This is a genomic window from Afipia sp. P52-10 (assembly GCF_000516555.1).
Classification (GTDB): domain Bacteria; phylum Pseudomonadota; class Alphaproteobacteria; order Rhizobiales; family Xanthobacteraceae; genus P52-10.
Map to the genome: position 1 here is coordinate 231,193 of NZ_AZSJ01000004.1, position 18,534 is coordinate 249,726.

Annotated in this window: 15 protein-coding genes; 7 read left to right on the top strand and 8 right to left on the bottom strand. The window is 62.5% G+C overall.

All coding sequences use genetic code 11. The features are described from left to right. Positions 1 to 125: 125 nt before the first annotated feature. Positions 126 to 506 carry a Zn-ribbon domain-containing OB-fold protein gene (locus X566_RS15970; RefSeq protein ID WP_034469294.1) on the bottom strand — a complete coding sequence of 127 codons (381 nt, stop codon included), beginning with the start codon at positions 504 to 506 and terminating at the stop codon, positions 126 to 128. Between the two features lie 2 nt (positions 507 to 508). Beyond that, positions 509 to 1,675 (bottom strand): thiolase domain-containing protein, encoded by a 1,167-nt coding sequence (locus tag X566_RS15975; protein ID WP_034469297.1) that lies wholly within the window; start codon positions 1,673 to 1,675, stop codon positions 509 to 511. 480 nt (positions 1,676 to 2,155) lie between these two features. Here X566_RS15975 and X566_RS15980 point away from each other — a divergent pair, with 480 nt between their 5' ends. Further along, on the top strand, positions 2,156 to 3,748 hold the full coding sequence (locus X566_RS15980) for an amidase family protein (RefSeq protein WP_051444243.1): 1,593 nt from the start codon (positions 2,156 to 2,158) through the stop codon (positions 3,746 to 3,748). On the opposite strand, the gene X566_RS15985 is transcribed toward X566_RS15980, so the two are convergent. The 5 genes from X566_RS15985 to X566_RS16005 all read right to left on the bottom strand — a co-directional run bounded on the left by X566_RS15985 (position 3,745) and on the right by X566_RS16005 (position 11,529). Next, the gene (locus X566_RS15985) at positions 3,745 to 4,638 is read right to left on the bottom strand and encodes a formylglycine-generating enzyme family protein (RefSeq protein ID WP_051444244.1); all 894 of its coding nucleotides are present in this window, start codon (positions 4,636 to 4,638) and stop codon (positions 3,745 to 3,747) included. The two genes, X566_RS15980 and X566_RS15985, sit on opposite strands and share 4 nt — an antisense overlap. A 110-nt stretch (positions 4,639 to 4,748) precedes the next feature. Then, on the bottom strand, positions 4,749 to 7,013 hold the full coding sequence (locus X566_RS15990) for an arylsulfatase (protein WP_034469299.1): 2,265 nt from the start codon (positions 7,011 to 7,013) through the stop codon (positions 4,749 to 4,751). A 20-nt stretch (positions 7,014 to 7,033) separates the two neighbouring features. Next, positions 7,034 to 9,133, bottom strand: coding sequence for an acetate--CoA ligase family protein (locus tag X566_RS15995; protein ID WP_034469302.1), 2,100 nt, complete (start codon positions 9,131 to 9,133; stop codon positions 7,034 to 7,036). An 8-nt stretch (positions 9,134 to 9,141) separates the two neighbouring features. Next, positions 9,142 to 10,353, bottom strand: coding sequence for an acyl-CoA dehydrogenase family protein (locus X566_RS16000; RefSeq protein WP_244434804.1), 1,212 nt, complete (start codon positions 10,351 to 10,353; stop codon positions 9,142 to 9,144). Between the two features lie 108 nt (positions 10,354 to 10,461). After that, on the bottom strand, positions 10,462 to 11,529 hold the full coding sequence (locus tag X566_RS16005) for a glutathione S-transferase family protein (RefSeq protein ID WP_081740267.1): 1,068 nt from the start codon (positions 11,527 to 11,529) through the stop codon (positions 10,462 to 10,464). A 105-nt stretch (positions 11,530 to 11,634) separates the two neighbouring features. Here X566_RS16005 and X566_RS24005 point away from each other — a divergent pair, with 105 nt between their 5' ends. Further along, positions 11,635 to 12,285 carry a TetR/AcrR family transcriptional regulator gene (locus X566_RS24005; protein ID WP_051444246.1) on the top strand — a complete coding sequence of 217 codons (651 nt, stop codon included), beginning with the start codon at positions 11,635 to 11,637 and terminating at the stop codon, positions 12,283 to 12,285. Between the two features lie 7 nt (positions 12,286 to 12,292). Here X566_RS24005 and X566_RS16015 read toward each other — a convergent pair whose 3' ends face one another. Continuing rightward, positions 12,293 to 12,715 carry a nuclear transport factor 2 family protein gene (locus tag X566_RS16015; RefSeq protein WP_034469305.1) on the bottom strand — a complete coding sequence of 141 codons (423 nt, stop codon included), beginning with the start codon at positions 12,713 to 12,715 and terminating at the stop codon, positions 12,293 to 12,295. A gap of 521 nt (positions 12,716 to 13,236) precedes the next feature. Between X566_RS16015 and X566_RS16025 the strand changes: the two genes are divergently transcribed. The 5 genes from X566_RS16025 to X566_RS16045 are packed head-to-tail and all read left to right on the top strand — an operon-like array spanning position 13,237 to position 18,532. After that, positions 13,237 to 14,766 carry an ABC transporter substrate-binding protein gene (locus X566_RS16025; protein WP_160170485.1) on the top strand — a complete coding sequence of 510 codons (1,530 nt, stop codon included), beginning with the start codon at positions 13,237 to 13,239 and terminating at the stop codon, positions 14,764 to 14,766. Further along, positions 14,763 to 15,731 (top strand): ABC transporter permease, encoded by a 969-nt coding sequence (locus X566_RS16030; protein WP_244434805.1) that lies wholly within the window; start codon positions 14,763 to 14,765, stop codon positions 15,729 to 15,731. Before X566_RS16025 ends, X566_RS16030 begins: the two co-directional genes overlap by 4 nt. Continuing rightward, complete coding sequence (locus X566_RS16035; RefSeq protein WP_160170486.1) at positions 15,715 to 16,575, top strand: ABC transporter permease; 861 nt, start codon at positions 15,715 to 15,717, stop codon at positions 16,573 to 16,575. The genes X566_RS16030 and X566_RS16035 overlap by 17 nt, the downstream gene beginning before the upstream one ends. Continuing rightward, the gene (locus X566_RS16040; protein WP_034469312.1) at positions 16,572 to 17,549 is read left to right on the top strand and encodes an ABC transporter ATP-binding protein; all 978 of its coding nucleotides are present in this window, start codon (positions 16,572 to 16,574) and stop codon (positions 17,547 to 17,549) included. Before X566_RS16035 ends, X566_RS16040 begins: the two co-directional genes overlap by 4 nt. Then, positions 17,546 to 18,532, top strand: coding sequence for an ABC transporter ATP-binding protein (locus X566_RS16045; RefSeq protein ID WP_051444248.1), 987 nt, complete (start codon positions 17,546 to 17,548; stop codon positions 18,530 to 18,532). The genes X566_RS16040 and X566_RS16045 overlap by 4 nt, the downstream gene beginning before the upstream one ends. Positions 18,533 to 18,534 lie beyond the last annotated feature (2 nt).

The window sequence follows — 18,534 nt, forward strand, 5'->3', positions numbered from 1 at the left end:
GCATAGGCTGGATGCGGCGACTTCCTCAGCGCCGCACCATAATTTGTGCCACGAAACGGCACAAGAAATATCATGCAGGCGTGTGGCGACGCGCTGCCGCACGCCTGCGCTTTCGATCATCCGCCTCAGGCGGGCTCGAACATGGGCACCTTCTGCCCGTCCTCCGACGCCACCATCGCCACGCGGACCGGTTGGCCGATCGCCAGCTTGTCGTTCTCCGCATGGACGATGTTGGTCATCATCGTGACGCCTTCGTCCAAGGTGACGTAGGCGATGACGTAAGAATCCTTGCCGCGTCGGGAGACGCTGTAGCTGTAGATCGTGCCGGTGCCCCTCGCCGGCTTCAATTCGACATCCGTGCTCATGCAGAACGGACACACCGCCCGCGGATACCAATGAAATTTTCCGCATGCTTTGCACTGAGGAACGGCGAGTTGTCCCTCATTGGCGCGGCTCCAGAACTGCGCGGTCTCGACGTTGACCGACGGAGATGGAATCTTGCTCATGATTATTGCCGCTCCATAACGAGAGTTGCGCTGCCATGTCGGCTGCCGAGCCGGCCGCCGGTGCCCTGTGCCAACGCGAGGTCGCAATTCTTCACCTGCACGGCCGGGTGCGCCTCGCCGCGCAACTGCCGCACCGCTTCGATCACCTTGGTCATGCCGCCGCGGTTCGACGGATGATTGTTGCAAAGTCCGCCACCATCCGTGTTGAATGGCAGTTTGCCGACGCCCGAAATCAAATTGCCGTCGGCCACGAACTTGCCGCCCTCGCCCTTCTTGCAAAAACCGAGATCTTCGAGCTGCATGATCACCGTGATGGTGAAGCTGTCGTAGATCGAGGCGTACTTGATATCCGCTGGCGTAACGCCGGCTTCGGCGAACGCTGCGGCACCGGCCATGGCCGCTCCCGACGTCATGAGATCGATATCGCCACCGTTCTGCCCCTTGATCGCTTCGCCCGCGCCAAGCACGCTGACCAGCGGCCGCTTCAATGACTTCGCGATCTCGGGACGCGCGACGATCAACGCACCGCCTCCATCGCTGACGACACAGCAGTCCAACCGATGCAGCGGCGACGACACCATCGGCGACGCCAATACCTCTTCGACCGTCACCACCTTCTTCAGCATCGCATCCGGATTGTGCTGGGCGTGATGCGACGCTGCAACTTTCACCCAAGCAAGTTGCTCGGCCGTGGTGCCATACTGATACATGTGCCGCTGCGCACACAGCGCATAGAGATTGACCGTGGTCGCGCTGAACGGCGCTTCCCATTGCGCTTCGGGCACATCCGAGGCGGTGGCGCGCGGGACCGCGCCGCTCGATCCTTCCGAACGCGGGCGTCCTGCAAGCGTGATCAGCGCGGCGTTGCACTTGCCCGCCGCAATTGCCTCCGCCGCGTGTGCGACGTGAACGAGATACGAGGTTCCGCCGGTCTCGGTGGTGTCGAAATGACGAACCTTGAGATTCATGTAGTCGACGAGAGACAGCGCGCTCAGGCCTGACGTGTCACCTGCAAAGTAGAACGCATCGATGTCGCTCTTGCTCAGGCCCGCGTCGGCAATGGCTCCGATCGCGCACTCCGCATGCAACTGTATCAACGACTTGTCGGGCGCATGTCGCGTCGGATGCTCGTAGGCACCGACGATGAACGCGCGGTTCTTGATTGTCATAGGCTGCTTGTCTCCGCAGTCGATCTGGTCCGTCACCCGGCACGACACATCGTGCGATGTCGTGACTCGATGCGGACCCATAGCGCTTTGCGCAGAGAACTTCAAAGCCGTGCGCACACCGATGCTGTGCATCGCGATGGGAAGTTGCCCCAACACCCTTCAACGCTTCGGCCTTTCAATGATATCAACCGGCAGCCCAACCGAAGCAGGATTCGACCAGGCACGGCTGGCGAGCCTGACGGCTACCGTTCCTCAGCACGGTCCATCGAGATCAGGGGCAACGGTGTCGTCGATGCCCGACAGCATCGGCACCATGCAGCCCATCCACAAGCCGTGAATTCGTAGCGCATGCTTCACTCCGCGATGGACAGCCAGCGCACCCCTAATCGGACGTGGACAAAACGGGCTGAACGAGACGACTATGGGCCAGCCCAAGAGGCCCGCCATGAAGAAGCCAGCCCACCGCGATGCTAGCCCGTCATGGCTGAGACGCCGACCATGCTGAAGCTCGAAAACACGCCGATGAGCGATATCATCGATGCTTTGGCGAGCGGACAGGTCACCGCCCCGACCCTGACCAGGAGCTATCTCGCACGCATTGAGGCGTATGACCGCAGCGGGCCCAAGCTCAACTCCGTCCGCGAGGTCAATCCCGACGCGATCGCGATCGCGGACAAGCTCGACAACGCCAAGCCATCGGTCAAACGGCCACTGGTTGGCGTCCCGGTGCTGGTGAAGGACAACATCGCAACGGGTGACAAGCAGCCGACGACAGCGGGCTCGCTGGCGCTGGAGGGCGCCCATGCCAGGGGCGATGCCACCGTCGTCAAGCTGCTACGGAACGCCGGTGCGGTGATTATCGGCAAGGCGAACCTAACGGAGTTTTCCAACATGCTCGCGATTGACATGCCCGCGGGTTACTCATCGCTGGGCGGTCAGGTGAGGAACCCTTACGCGCCGGAGCTCATGGACAATCAAGGCAATCCGGTTGTGTCGCCTGGAGGCTCAAGCTCCGGTTCGGCAGTCGCTGTGGCAGCCGGGCTGTGCGCGGCTTCGATCGGCACTGAGACTTCGGGCTCGCTACTGTTCCCCGCCAGCCAAAATGGCCTCGTCACTGTGAAGCCGACCGTCGGACTGATCAGCCGTGCCGGCATTCTGCCGATCTCGCACAGCCAGGACACTGCCGGGCCGATCACGCGGACAGTGCGCGATGCGGCGATACTCCTGAATGTGCTGGCAGCCAAGGACCCGCTTGATCCGGCGACGCAACGGCAGCGGCGGCCTGCCGATTACACGGCCGACCTCGCATCCGATGCGCTGAAGGGCGCGCGCATCGGCGTGCCAAGCGACCCCGCCGACCCGCTCAACGATCGCTATTACGGCAAGCTCCCACCCAAATGGGCTCAAGTGATGGCCGGCGTGATCGGGGTGCTGGAGGATATGGGCGCCGTCATCGTGCGCGCCAACATGCCGACCGCCGGCTGGATTGGCGGGCCAGGCACGACCATGGCCGTGCTTAATCGCAATCCACTGAGCCGCACCAAGGGCAATCCGGTGATGCCGCCGGTGGTCTTCATCTACGAGCTGAAGCGCGATCTCAACCTCTATCTGAGGGACTGGGCGACCAAGACCAGGATCAAAACCATCGCCGACATCGTGGCCTTCAACGAGGCGAATGCTGCCAAGGCGCTGCGCTTCGGCCAGGACCTGTTCCTCGCGGCTAATATCACCAAGGGCGATCTAAGCGAGCGCGAGTACAAGTCAGCGCGCGCCATGGACCTGCTTTCCGCCAAGACACATGGCATGGACGCCTACATGAACCAGCATAAGCTCGACGCTGTGCTGTTTGCCGGCAGTATGGGTGCCGCGATCGCCGCAAAGGCGGGATATCCCAGCATCATGGTGCCCGCAGGCTTCATCTCGGAAATCGATGGCAAGGATACGCCCGACTATCCGCTTGGTGTCACCTTCGCCGGCCGGGCCTGGAGCGAACACAAGCTTCTGCGCCTGGGGTATGCCTTCGAACAGGCGACCCGCATGCGTAAGCCGCCGCCTGGCTTGCCTGCCCTCTAAACGTAGCGCTCTCCCTGCCGGGAGATGAGCGTATCCTGGATCGGCAAATCGCGCACGCAGCGAAAACCGACATGTCCGGTCGCGGTGTCCGGCGTCGATGCCGAGCGCGCACCGTTGCGATAACGCCAGCAGTAGGATGGATGGCAGAGATAGCTGCCGCCGCGCATCACGCGATGGGTGCCGCTCGCCGGGCCGAACGGATTCACAAGCGCGCGCCCATCCGTCTCCGCGAAACGGCGGCTGGTGAACCAATCGCTACACCATTCCCACGCGTTGCCCGCCATGTTGTGCAAACCGAAGCCGTTCGCCGCAAAGGCATCGACGGGGGCGAGACCGTAATGACCGTCGCCACCGGTGTTATGGCTGGGGAAGGTTCCTTGCCAGACATTGCAGCGGTGTTCGCCGCCCGGCGTTTCATCGTCGCCCCAGGGAAAGCGCTTCCCCTCAAGCCCGCCGCGCGCCGCCTTTTCCCACTCGGCTTCCGTCGGCAGGCGCTTGCCGGCCCACGCGCAGAAGGCCAATGCATCATCGTGAGAGACGTGAACGACGGGAATGTTCTGTCGCGACGAAATGTCAGACCGCGGCCCCTCCGGCCGCCGCCAGTCTGCACCATGGACCTGCCGCCACCAGGGCGCGGCAGCGACGCCCCGCGTTTCCTCGAAATCATCCGGCAGCAGCCCTGCGAACACGAACGACCAGCCGATCCGCTCGGCATCGGTGACATAGCCGGTCGCAGCGACAAACCGTGCGAAGCGCGCATTGCTTACGGCGTAGCGGTCGATCCTGAAGGCATCGACATGAACCGAGCGCGACGGCCCTTCGCCATCAGCCGGATTGCCCTCACGACGATCGCAGCCATAGGCGAAACTGCCCCATGGGACCACGGCCATGTCGTCATCACCCTCGCCCGCAACCGCGGATGAGGGCGTGACCCTACTATGCGCGAGAGGCCGCGGCACCGCATCCGCGGCTAGACCGCAGCACGATGCCGGAGCACCAGTCATTGTCGCGCCATCTCCACCTTGGCTTTCACGGCCATGGCTTCCGCCTCGTCCTTCTTTGAGCGGTCCGGCATCTCGATTACCAACCGCGTGATCTTGCCCTGGAAGGTGAACGGCGACTGATAATCATCGCTGACCGCGGAGCCGCCGTCGCAACCGGCATCCATGCCGTTGGACGAGATCATACGCAGGATCTTTGGAATCTCGACACTGCCGCAGGCAACGCCATCGATCGAAACCGTTGCCCGCCCCTTGTCCCCAAGCTTCTCCAGATGCACCGACAGCGTCGACTTGCCGGCCGGAATCGGTCGATCCGAAATCGCCTTGTAGTGCTTGGTGAATAGATTGTAGTCGAAAACCAGCCGGTCTCCGAGCACGTAGAACGCCATGCCGTTGTTGCCAGTGCCAAGGCCGAAAATCGCGCCTTCGGACGTGACGGTCGGGCGTTCGACTTCGGCGGTTGCGACAAAGCTGCGGTTGCCAAGCGGCGGCGACACCTCACCGGTCATGTGCGCGACCGGCGGATACAGCACATAGCGGCGACGATTGCGCGGCGTGCCTTGCCGCGGTGTGGGCCGCCAGAGCTCCGCCTTGCGATCGTCGAGCGGCAGCGCCCCGTAACGCTCTGCCTCCGACCACCACAGGTCAACCATCTCCTTCAGTTTATCAGGGTTCTCCTTCGCAAGGTCCTTGCACTCGGAGAAGTCGTTCTCGAGGTGATAGAGCTCCCACTGATCCTCATCGAACGGCTTGCCGCCCGGGTGATAAGCGACCGCCTTCCAGCCATCGGCCCAGATGCCGCGATGCCCGTACATCTCAAAGTACTGCACGCCCTTACGCGACGGCTCGGCCTTTGCCTGAGTGGGGAACGTATAGGCCAGGCTGACGCCATGGATCGGCATCTGCGCCACGCCGTTCACGCTGTCCGGCGGAGTAACACCGACGATATCAAGCACAGTCGGCGTGATATCGGTGACATGGTGGAATTGATCGCGAATACCACCGGCATCGGAGATTCCCTTCGGCCAGTGCGCGATCAGCGGATCGCGAATACCGCCGCCATGGGTGTTCTGCTTGTAGCGCTTGTTCGGCGTGTTGCCCGCCTGCGCCCAGCCCCACGGATAGTTGGTCTGCGACTTTGGCCCGCCGATGTCGTTCATGCGGGCGCTGATTTCCTCGAGCGTCTCGGGAATGCCGTTGAAGTATTTGAAGGTGTCGATCACGCCCAGCGGTCCACCCTCCTGACTCGCACCGTTGTCGGACATCAGCAGGATCAGCGTGTTGTCGAGTTCGCCGATTTCACCGAGGAACGACACCAGCCGGCCGATCTGCGCGTCGGTGTGGTCGAGAAAGGCTGCAAACGCCTCCTGCAGCTTCAGCGCCAGCTTCTTCTGGGCATCAGGCAGCTTGTCCCACGGCTCCACGCCCGGATTGCGCGGCGCAAGCTCCGTGTTCGGCGGGATGATGCCGAGCTGCTTCTGCCGCTCGTACCACTGCTGGCGGATCGCATCCCAGCCCGCATCGAAGCGCCCCTTGTACTTATCGATGTAGGATTGCGGCGCCTGATGCGGCGCATGCGTCGCACCGAAGGCGAGATAAAGGAAGAACGGCTTCTCCGGGATCGCCGACTTCTGACTGCGGACCATGGTGATCGCCTGATCGACCAAATCCTCGGTCAGATGATAGCCCTGCTCCGGCGTGCGCGGCGCGTCCACAGGATGGTTGTCGCAGTAAAGCTCCGGCGTGAACTGGTCGGTCTCACCCTGCAGAAATCCGTAGTAGCGGTCGAAACCGCGCGACAACGGCCACTGATCGAACGGACCCGCAACCGAGGTCTCCTCCATCGGCGTCAAATGCCACTTGCCCACCGCGAAGGTCGAGTAGCCTTTCGGCCGCAACATCTCCGCCAGTGTGCCAGCACTCTTCGCCACCGTACCGGTGCAGTTCGGAAAGCCGGTGTTCCAGTTGGCAAGCCCGCGCATGCCGACCGAATGGTGGTTACGCCCGGTCAGCAGCGCCGCACGCGTCGGTGAGCACAGTGCGGTGGTGTGGAAATTGGTATAGCGCAGCCCGCCCGCCGCGAGCCGATCGATGTTCGGCGTCTCGATCGAGGAGCCGTAGCACCCCAGATGCGAGAAGCCGAGATCGTCGAACAGCACGACCAGCACATTCGGCGCCCCGTCCCGCGGACGCGGATAGTCCGGCCACCAGGGCTTGGATTCCGGAATCGTGCGTCCGATCGTACCTTCAAACTTGCTTGTCATCTGCGCACTCCCAAATTGTCCTATTTGATCGATCCATTCACGACCAGCACCGCGTCGAGCGCCATCGCCCCTTTGCCTTTCGGCAACACGGCGAACGGATTGATGTCGATGCTTGCAAGCTTATCGCCGGCCGTCGCGGCATAACGCGACAACGCGACCAGCGCCTCAGCCAACGCGTCGATGTCCGCCGCAGGTGCTCCGCGCCAGCCGTCCAGCACGGCGCGCGCCTTAATGCCATCGATCATGCGATGCGCTTCGACCTTGCCGAACGGCGCCAGACGGAAGCTGACGTCACGCAATGCCTCGACCAGAATGCCACCGAGGCCGAACATGACGACGGGACCGAACACCGGATCGCGCTGGACGCCGAGAATGCACTCGACGCCGCCCTTGACCATCGGCGCAATCAATACGCCCTCGATCTTGGCCTGGGGCTTGGCTTTCTTGGCACGCGCGATCAGCTCATCGAATGCCCTCGCCACTTGTTCCTTGTCCTGCAGATTGAGCGCGACGCCGCCGATCTCGGTCTTGTGCAGGATGTCCGGCGAGACGATCTTGGCAACAACCGGGAAACCAAACCGCTCGGCAGCCGCGGAAGCTTCCGCAGCCGTTGTCGCAACCTTGTGCGGCATCACCGGGATGCCCGCCGTCTCCAGGGCGGCGAGAGCCCCGGCTTCGCTCAGTGTCGCCGCCGGAAACGATATTGCGGGCAAGTCTGCCGTCTTCTCGGCAGGCCCGCCGCTCTGGGCAAATCCCGCCAATGCAGCGATCGCGCGCACGGCGCGACTTGGATCGGCGAACGCCAACACGCGGCCCTCATCGAGTTGCTGGTGCAACGCGGGCGTGAACAGGCTCGACAGCGCAATCACGCGATCCGGATACTTCGCACGCATCTCGACCGCCTGCCTGACAATCTCGGGACCGCGCGGCGAGAGCCCTGCAGCAGACTGGAAGATGACGAGGTTGTCGTAGTTCGCGTCCTCCAGCATCAGCTTGTAGGACAATGGTAACAGCTCTTCGTCGGTCGTGATCTGCGCCGTCACATCGACTGGATTGCGCGCCGACGCGAACGCCACGCGGGCGAGGATCTGTTTTTGTGCATGCTCGGGCATCGGATGTGCATCGAGGCCGAGACTCGCCGCCTCGTCCGCCATCAGCACGCCAGCACCACCCGACGCCGTCAGCATGCCGATCGAACGGCCCCGCGGTAGTCCTGCGATCGACACTGCATAGGCAACGTCGAAGGCCTCATCAATGGTCGCTGCCCGATGCACGCCATACTGCTTGAAGACGGCATCATAAATGGCATCGGCCCCGGCGAGCGCAGCCGTATGCGAGGCGGCGGCGGCAGCGCCGAGATCGGTCCGGCCGACCTTGACGATCACGATCGGTTTCTTCGCGGCGCGCGCCTTCTCAAGCGCACGGATCAGCTTCGCGCCGTTCCGGCAGCCTTCCATATAGGCGAGGATAACCTTGGTGGATTCGTCATCGACCATCCAATCGAGGCAGTCTGACATGTCGACATCCGCCTCATTGCCCGTCGTCACCCAATGGCTCAGACCCAGCCCTCGCTCGCGTGCAAGCGAGTACGAGAATCCGCCGAACGCCCCGGATTGGCTGACCAGACCGATATTGCCCTGTTTGACGATCCCCGTACCGGCCACCGGGCTGAATGTCGCATAGACGCTCGTCTCCCCGCTCATCACACCGAGACAGTTCGGACCAAGGATGCGCATGCCGCTGGTGCGTGCGAGTTCGCCGATCTGCTGCTGCACCCTGGCGCCTTCTTCGCCCACTTCGGCAAAGCCCGATGTGAACAGGACGACAGACTTCACCTTCGCCTCGGCTGCCTCCCCCAATGCGTTGAGCGCAATGGCAGCCGGCACGGCCACGATCGCCAGATCGATCTCCTTGCCGACCGCTTTCACGTTTGGGTAGGCGCGCAAATCCTGGATCGTCTGATACTGCGGGTTGATCGGATAAATCTCGCCGCGATAGCCATAGCGAAGCAAATGCGCGATCGGCACACCACCGATCTTGGTTGGCGTTCCCGATGCGCCGATCACCGCAATGGACTTCGGCCGGAACAACGTATCGAGCGAGGCTGCTTGCTTTGTCATCGCTTCTCTCAAAGTCCTCTTTCACCGAGCAGATAATGGGCGCTTTCGCCAACGACCTCGCGAGGTTCGAGCCGGAACAACGTGCGCAGATGGACCTCGTCGGGGCCGTCATAGATGCGCATCGCCCGCGCTGCCGTGTACGCAGCCGAGGCCGGCGTATCGTCGGACACGCCCATGGCACCGAACACCTGCACCGCCCGATCGGCGATCGCGCTGTAGGTCCGCGCAACCGCAACCTTGATCATGGACACTTCACGCCGCGCCGCCTCCGGCCCGCCTTCGTCCAAAAGCCATGCGGTCTTGAAGACGAGCAGCTTCGCCTGTTCCAGTTCGATCCGTGACAGCGCGATCATGTCCTGGATGTTGGCGAAATCGCCGATCGGCCGGCCAAACGCCTTGCGCGCTGTCGATCGCTCCCGCATGAGCTGAATGAGGACATCACAGCTCCCAAGGCTGCGCATGCAATGATGAACGCGCGCAACCCCCAACCGCGCCTGGCTCATCGCAAAACCCGCCCCCTCCTCGCCCAGCCGGTTCGATTGCGGCACGCGTACGTTGCGCAGGACAATCTCGCATGGCGCACCGAGCGCCTCACCGCGGCCAAAGATCGGCAGCGTGCGGACAATCTCCATACCGGGTGTCCCTACCGGCACGATGACATGGGAGTGCTGGGCGCTGCTGCCGCCCTCTTCGTCAGTGACGCCGACCACGATCACGATCTTGCAGTCCGGATGGTTGGCACCGGAAATGAACCACTTGCGGCCGTCGATTACATAATCGTTCCCGTCCCTGCGAATGCGGGTGCGAATGTTGCGGGCGTCCGACGACGCCACCTCCGGCTCTGTCATGCCGAACGCCGTCCAAATCTTTCCGTCCAGCAAGGGGGCGAGCCACTGCCGCTTCTGCTCGAGGCTGCCGAACTTCTGCAGGATCTCCATGTTCGGAACGTTCGGCGCATTGCAGTTGAACACGATTGGCGCCCAGGGCAGCCGGCCCATGATCGCGGCAAGCGGAGCAAACTCCAGATTGGTCAGTCGCGTGCCCGGCTGGTCGTCCTTCAGGTCTGGCAGTCCGAGATTCCACAAACCGCGCCGACGCGCCTCGGCTTTCAACGTTTCTAGAAAGGCCGGCGCTGTGCCATGCTTCGACACATGGTTATGCCAGTCGCGATTGCGAGGCAGAACTTCCTTGCGGAAGAACGCCTCAAGTTCTTCCTGCATCGCGAGGGATCTGTCGGAAAATCGAAAATGCATGTCGGTCCGGCCTTGCTCTTCATTCATCAGACTTGAAACTTGCGTGAGACTTGAAACTTGAACCGACGTCCGGGTTCAAAGCGGCACTAGCGGCGGCACCATGTCCTGTTCGCCTGGGTTGAATTGCAGCGGCTCCCAGCAACCATGCTGCCTGAGGATCGCCTCCAGCCGCTGGCGCGGCTCTCCCTCGACGGCGGCCAAACCGGCCTTGAGCCACAGCAGACAGCGCCGCTTGTACGAGCGCGTCGGGTTCGGATAGCTCTTACCGCCGTGCTCGAAATTGTAGGGATTGGCGCCAGTCGCAATCGCCGCAGCGTTCGCGACGAGAAACGGAAGGTAGGTATCGCCAGCCAAAGCGAGCAACGCTGTGACGCCGGGACTCAATGGCTCATGCGGATCACGCCACTCGCCTTCGATGCCCGATGCATCATCCAGATCGTGCGTCCACTGATAGGCCCGCACGGCGCTGCGACGAATAATGTCCGACGGCGTGGGATCGATCGATAGCTGCGAAAGCTGACCATAAAGGCCGAAGTCGGCGATCGACGGACGACTTCCGAACAGATAGCGGCTGTGCTGGAGCTGCAGCTCGATCGCCTCCAAAACGCGGCGATAGCCCTCCTGCCAAAGCGGGCGATTGACCGAGAGGTCTCCCGCCCGGGCCAGCATCTTCACCTGTCGATTCAGAAAAAAGGTGACGACCTCGTCAAATTCCTCGGCTGGCATGGCCCCATACCAGCCGGCCATCTGCCGCCGCGCGCAGAACTGCTGGTCCACGGGTTCGGCCCAGCGGTAGTCGAACATCGCGAAGACCAGCCACTCGTCCGCCAGGTCTTCCAGGAGCAGCGCCAGAAATCGATCCGCCGGATCGTCCGGCAACACACTGCGCGTGCCCGGATGCATATCCTCCAGCGCCAGGATCATCGGCGTTGAATCCGCCCAGTAGCGCCCGTCCGGCAATTGCATCACCGGGATGATGCCCTTGTCAGCCCTGGCAAGTTCACCTTCGGGATCACGGAACCGCGGCTTCGATGGGACGACCCAGGTATGCGGCAACCGGCGATAGCGCAAAATCGCCCGCATCTTAAGACTATAGGGTGAACCCGGCCCGCCGAGCAGGCGGTACCGACCGGCTTGATGCATTGGACGCTTCCCGGAATTATCGCATAGTTTTATGCAACATAATATTCCGCCCACAATGTTGTAAAGTCGTCACCGAATCGTCCTGAGGAAAGCCTGTACCTGCGCATGACCAGCTCTCCCGAACGCGCTACCGAGGAACGTATCGACGGCCGCCGTCAGCGGACCCAGATCACCCGCGCCAACATCGTGAATGCAGCGATCGCGCTGCAGAACGACGGCCATATGCGGCCATCGATGCAGCAGATCGCCGAACGCGCCGGCGTATCGTTGCGGACGGCATTTCAGCATTTTCCGGAAAAGCATCAGCTCACCCATGCCGTCCTCGACGAGCTCACCCGCCTCAACCGGGTCGACCCGCCTCCGACCGAGCTCGCCGCCCATGGCGCCCTGGACGCGCGGATGAGCAAGTTTCTCGAGATCCGCTGCCGCCAACTTGAAGGTCTGACGCCGCATCGCCGCGCATCGAATTCGATGATCGCCACGTCACCGCTGCTGCAGAAGCACCGCGTCAAAGTACGACAGCGTTATCGCAACGTAGTCGAGACATGGTTCGAGGCAGAGCTCAATGCCTTGCCGGACAAGAGCCGCCGCAAGTGGTTGGTTGCCATCGCAACGCTGGTTGACTGGGAAATGTGGCAGTCGTTGCGCACCTATCCGAGCCGCAGCGTCGCCGAAGCCCGCGAGGTGCTGTCGTTGCTGCTCGGGGCCGCCCTCAAGCAGATGGAAGACGAGGCACGCTCAGGAACGCGGCGTTAAGCCGCACTCACTCCTTCGACGCTCCAGCCAGACGCCGTTCGTCAGCGACCTGCTTCCAGTACGCATCCTTGAGCGCGATCCGGCCGTCGCGGAAGACGTATCGCTCCATGCCGAGTGCTTCGAACGTCGCATCGGTCGCGCGGAACGTCCCGCGTACACGAAACGTCATCAGCGTCACTTCCGGCGCATGGTGCAAGACGGTGTCATGAAAGCGCATCGCGGAATACAGCTGGTCTCGCTCGTCAAAATAGGCTTTGAGGTCCTCGCGGCTGGCGAGTTGGCGCCCGAATGGCGCCGTTGGGCCGATAGGCAGCGACCAAATGAAATCCGGGGTCACCACCCGGTAGATAGCCTCGATGTCCTTCGCGAACAGCGCCTTGGCAAAAGCCGCCAGCAACGCTTCGCGCTCGTTATTTGTGGGTCCGCGCATCACAGGCTTTCCTTCAGGCTTTCCGGTCTGGGGACTTTATCAGGGCTCCTGAGGAATCGCGCTCCTGAATAGACATCCTTCCGGCAGAGACGTCGATTAGCGCCAGAGGATCAATCAGCTAGACGCGTGAGCTTTCGATCGATCCCGCACCGAACCTTTGCGCATGGCGGCCGCCTTCGCTTTCGGCCCTGGACCGCGCATGTAATGTTTCGACGGCTCGTAACGTTCATCGAACGATTTCAAAAGCCCGGCGATCGCCTGGTTGGTCTGTGCGAAAATCGCTTTTGCTTTGGCGAGAAGCATCGATGCAATCCGGATGAGGCGGCTTTACTCGCAATTGCGCTTCATGTCCGCAAACTGCGACAGCCAGCCTGATACTGCCGATGCCCTGCGACGACAAGACCTCATTCAATCTATTTGCATCCAATTATGAGATTTAATATGCTGGCATCATAACGAATGGGCCCCCTGGCGCGCCCCGATAATCAATCATGGTTCGGCGATCTGCCGAGGGAGGAAGTATGGCGTCATCCCGCCCCTTCGCGTTTAAAGTCTCTATGGCCGCGGCCGCCATCGGCATTGCGCTGCTCTCAGCCACGGCCCTTAGAGCTGCCGAGCCGAAGCAGGGCGGCTCGCTCAGCATCTCGCTCGAGTCCGATCTGCCGACGCTCGATCCTTTGGGCTTTGCGTCTTTCAACGACCGTGAAGCTGGGCTGATCCTTTACGACACGCTGCTTGACATCGATCCCAAGGGCAACGTCGTTCCCAATATCGCCGAAAAGATCGAAGCGTCACCCGACGTGATGTCCTTCAAGCTGACACTGCGCAGTGGCGTGACCTTTTCCGACGGGACCGCTTACGACGCTGCCGCCGTGGTGAAGAATTTCCAGCGCATCATGGATCCAAAGAACCGCTGCCGCTGTGTCTCCGATCTCTCGACCATCGATAAGATCGAGGCCACCGGACCGCTCGAAGTATCGATCAAGATGAAGACGCCGTCGGCACATTTCCCGGCGACCCTGGCCGACGTTGCCGGCATGGTGGTCTCGCCGACCGCTGTCGAGAAATACGGCGCGGATTTCGGCAACCATGGCGTCGGCGCAGGCCCGTTCAAACTGAAGGAGTGGCAGCGCGGTGCCCAGGTCGTCTTCGATCGCAACCCGACCTATTGGCGCAAGCCGGCTCACCTCGATGAGGTGGTGCTGCGGCCGATGCCAGACGAGCAGACACGTTATGCGAGCCTCAAGGCCGGCAATCTCGACATCGTCATGAATGCCGCCGCCCGCGATGTGCTCGACGCGCAGCAGCAGAAGCGTTTTCAGGTGCTGAACCCAGGCAGTCTGGCGACCAATTTCGTGCAGATCAACATGGGCGCTCCGGACGTCTCCGATATCCGTGTCCGTCAGGCGCTAGCCTATTCGCTGGATCGTGTTGCCTACAACAAGGCCATCAACCGCGGCCTGTACAAGATCGCCAACACGCCGTTCGGCACCGGCCTATTCCCGCACGAGCAGGTGGACGGTTATCCCAGCTACGACCTCGCCAAGGCGAAGAAGCTGGTCCAGGACTACGGCAAGCCGATCAAGATCAAGCTGTCGATCAATGCCGCGCCGGTCTCCACTCTCGCCGCGCAAGCCCTGCAGCAGATGTGGAAGAAGGCCGGGATCGAGACGGAGATCATCCCCCTCGAGCAGGTGCAGCTGGTTCGCGCAGCAGCCACCCGCGACTATCAAGTCATGCTGTATCGCTGGGCGGGTGGCGCCGATCCCGATAAGAACGTGCACCAGTTCTTCCATTCGAAGGGCACGGTCAATCGCGTGAACTTCAACAATCCGGAGATGGACAAGCTTCTGGATGCCGGCCGCGCCACGACAGACCAGGCCGAACGGCTGAAGATCTATCGTCAGGTGAATAACCTGCTTGCGAAGGAGCTGCCCTATCTGTTCCTGACTTATTTCGACAACATCTCGCTCGTGAACCCGGCGGTAAAGGGCCTGACACCCATTCCCGATGGCCTGCTCCGCCTGCATTCGGTGTGGAAGGACAAATGAGCTTCGGGCCGGCTATGCGCCGCATCCGCTCGCAGATCCTGACGTTGATCGCGGTCGTCTTTGCCGCGACGGCATTGACCTTCGCGGTCACCGAGATCCTGCCCGGCGACGCGGCGGTTGCCATCCTCGGCGACACGGCAACCGAGGCCGACATCCAATCGTTGCGTCAGGAGCTCGGACTGGAGCGGCCGCTGGTCGTGCGCTATGCGGACTGGCTCGGCAACGCCATCACCGGCGATCTCGGCCGCTCGTACCGCACCCGCGAGAGCATCGCGGTGATGATCGGCCAGCGGCTGCCTGTCACCATCGAGCTCATCATCTTGACCCAGATCATCGCGCTCGGGCTTGCGGTACCGGCCGGCATCATCGCCGCCTATCGCAACCGCTCCGGCGTCGATCATGCGCTCGGCAGCGTCTCGATCGGCTTGCTGTCGATGCCGGCGTTCGTGATCGGTATCGGCCTGATCTATACGCTATCGGTGGCACTCGGCTGGTTCCCGGCCTCAGGCTATGTACGTCCGAGTGACGGCATCATCGCCAATCTGCACAGCATGGTCCTGCCCGCGCTGACGCTGGCACTTGCGGAGTTTCCCGTCTACATGCGGCTGCTGCGCGCGGACATGATCGCCACGCTGCAACAGGATTTCATCCTGGTCGCGCGCGCAAAAGGCCTGGGTGTCCGCGACATCCTGATCGGCCATGCCTTGCGCCCGTCATCGCTCTCGCTCGTCACCGTCATCGGCATCAATCTCGGCCGCCTGGTCGGCGGCGCGGTCATCATCGAAACGCTGTTCGCCATCCCCGGAATCGGACAGATGCTGGTGAACGCTGTCTACCAGCACGATCACTTTGCGATCCAAGGCGTGGTGCTGGTGGTCGCCACTGGCTTCGTGCTCATCAATCTTGCCGTCGACATGGCTTATGCCCTGCTCGATCCACGGGTGCGTCATGGCGTCGATAGCTGATGTAACGCCCATAGCCCGGCCGCGGAAGCGGCGGCGCATCGAGCTCGGCATCAGCCTAGCGCTGCTCTGGATGGCACTCGTCATCATTCTGGCCGTGCTCGCGCCTTACATCGGCATCCAGAGCCCGGACGAAGGCGACTTCACCGAAGTCTTGTCGCTCCCGAGCGCCGCGCATTGGCTTGGCACCGACTCACTCGGCCGTGACGTGTTCGCCCGCGCCATCTATGGGGCGCAGGTGTCGCTGACCGTCGCCCTCGGCAGCGTCGGCATCGGCCTCGTCTTCGGCGGCACGCTTGGGCTGATCGCAGGCTACTTCGGCCGTTGGCCGGACCGGCTGCTAATGGGCGCGATGACCGTGCTGCTCTGCTTCCCGGGAATCATCCTGGCCATCGCGCTGGTCTCCAGCCTCGGCCCGAGCGTCGGCAACGTGACCTTCGCCATCGGCGTGATCTTCATCCCTGCATTCGCCCGCATTGCCCGCGCCAATACGCTGAGCCTGCGGAGCCGCGAGTTCGTCCTGGCGGCGCAGGCGCTCGGTGCGAGGCTACCGCGCATCCTCATGCGCGAGATTCTGCCGAATCTGATGCCGGCGCTGCTGTCCTATGCGGTCGTAATGCTCGGTGTCGCCATCCTTGCCGAAGCGGCGCTCGGCTTCCTCGGCCTGTCGGTGCGGCCGCCACAACCGAGCTGGGGCGGTATGGTTGCCACCGAACGCGGCAACTTGGCCGACAGCCCGCATGCCGTATTCATCCCCGCAGCCGTTATGTTTCTCACGGTGCTCGCGATCAATTGGCTCGGCGAGGCCGTGCGCCGCCTGTTCGATATCAAGGCCCAGTCGCTATGACCGAACCGCTCTTGAAAGTCCGTGACCTTTCCATCCGCTTCGATACGCCGCGCGGACTGGTGCATGCCGTGAACAATGTGTCGTTCGATCTGATGCCCGGCCAGACCATGGCGGTTGTCGGCGAATCTGGCTCCGGCAAGAGCGTCCTATCGCGAGCGATCTTACGGCTTCTCCCCGAGGCCACGACCGAACGTTCGGGCCAGGTTCTGTTTGACGGGACAGACCTCACCGCACTGACGGAAAAGAAACTGCGCAACGTCCGTGGCAAGGACATCGCCATGATCTTCCAGGATCCGATGTCTTCCCTCAATCCGGTCCTCACTATCGAGCAGCAGATTGGAGAGGTGCTCGAACTGCATCTCGGCCTTGATTCATCCGAACGCAAGGGGCGTACGATCGAGCTTCTGCGCTCGGTCGGAATCGCCGCCGCCGAACAACGCATGAAGGAGTATCCGCATCAACTGTCCGGCGGCATGCGTCAGCGGGTGATGATCGCGATGGCACTCGCCTGCCGGCCGCGGCTCCTGATCGCCGACGAGCCGACCACCGCGCTCGATGTGACCATCCAAATGCAGATCCTGGTGCTTCTCAAACGGCAGCAGCGCGAGACCGGCATGGCGATGATCTTCATCAGTCATGATCTGGCCGCGGTCGGCGGCATCGCCGACGAGGTCGTCGTCATGTATGGCGGCCGCTTCGTCGAGCAGGCGCCGACCGACGCCTTCTTCAAGGCCCGGCACATGCCCTACAGCGAGGCGCTGTTGAAAGCCCGGCCCGACCCGTTTGCGCCGCGCGGCGCACGGCTGCAGGCCATCGCCGGCCGGCCGCCCGATCTTACCGCCCTGCCGAAAGGCTGCTCCTTTGCGGCGCGCTGCAGCCGCGTGCAGCCGGACTGCCGTGAAAGCCTTCCGCCCTTCCGCGACCAAGGCAACCGCCGCTACGCCTGTTTCCATCCGATCCTCAATATCGCATGACGCATACACCTGCCCTCGAAGTCTCGCACCTGGTCCGGACTTTCCGCCGGCCCGATGGTCGCGTGGTCACCGCCGTCGATAATGTAAGCTTCACGCTGGAGCATGATGAAACGCTTGGTCTCGTCGGCGAGTCCGGGTGCGGAAAGTCGACGCTTGCCCGCACTCTGATGCAGCTGCCGCCGCCAACGTCCGGCAGCGTGATGATTTCCGGACAAGACCTGGCAAGTTTGTCTCCCTCCGCCCGGCGCGAACTCCGCCGCAAGCTGCAGATGGTGTTTCAAGACCCGATCTCATCGCTCAACCCACGGCGGCGGATTGCCGACGTCGTCGCCGAGCCGTTGGCGATCTGGGGGAACGGGAACGCCGAAAAGAACCGCACGCGCATCGCCGACACGCTTGCCGAGGTGGGCTTCGATCCCGAGGTCGTATGGTCACGCCGGCCGCACGAAATGTCCGGCGGGCAATGCCAGCGTGTCGCAATCGCCCGCGCATTGATGCTGGAGCCGACCGTGATGGTGCTCGACGAGCCTGTCTCGGCTCTGGACGTGTCGGTGCAGGCGCAAATCCTGAATCTGCTGCTCGACATCAAGAGCCGCCGCTCGCTTAGCATGATTTTCATCAGTCACGATCTGGCTGTGATCCGGAACATCTGCGATCGCGTCGCGGTGATGTATCTCGGCAAAATCGTCGAGATCGGGCGCACCGAAGATGTCTACCGCAACCCGCAACATCCCTATACGCAGGCCCTGCTCGGCTCTGTGCTAGCTCCCGGCCAAAAGCTACCGGATGAGGAGGTGCTGAGTGGCGATCTGCCGTCGCTGCTCAATCCTCCGAGCGGTTGCCGCTTCCGAACCCGTTGCACCCGCGCGACCGAACGCTGTGCCAGTGAACCGCCGCAACTCCGAGCTTCGGAAGAGGCGCACCTCGCGGCCTGCCATCATCCCCTCGGCTTTGCCGATATCGAACGCCGTCAATCCGTGTAACG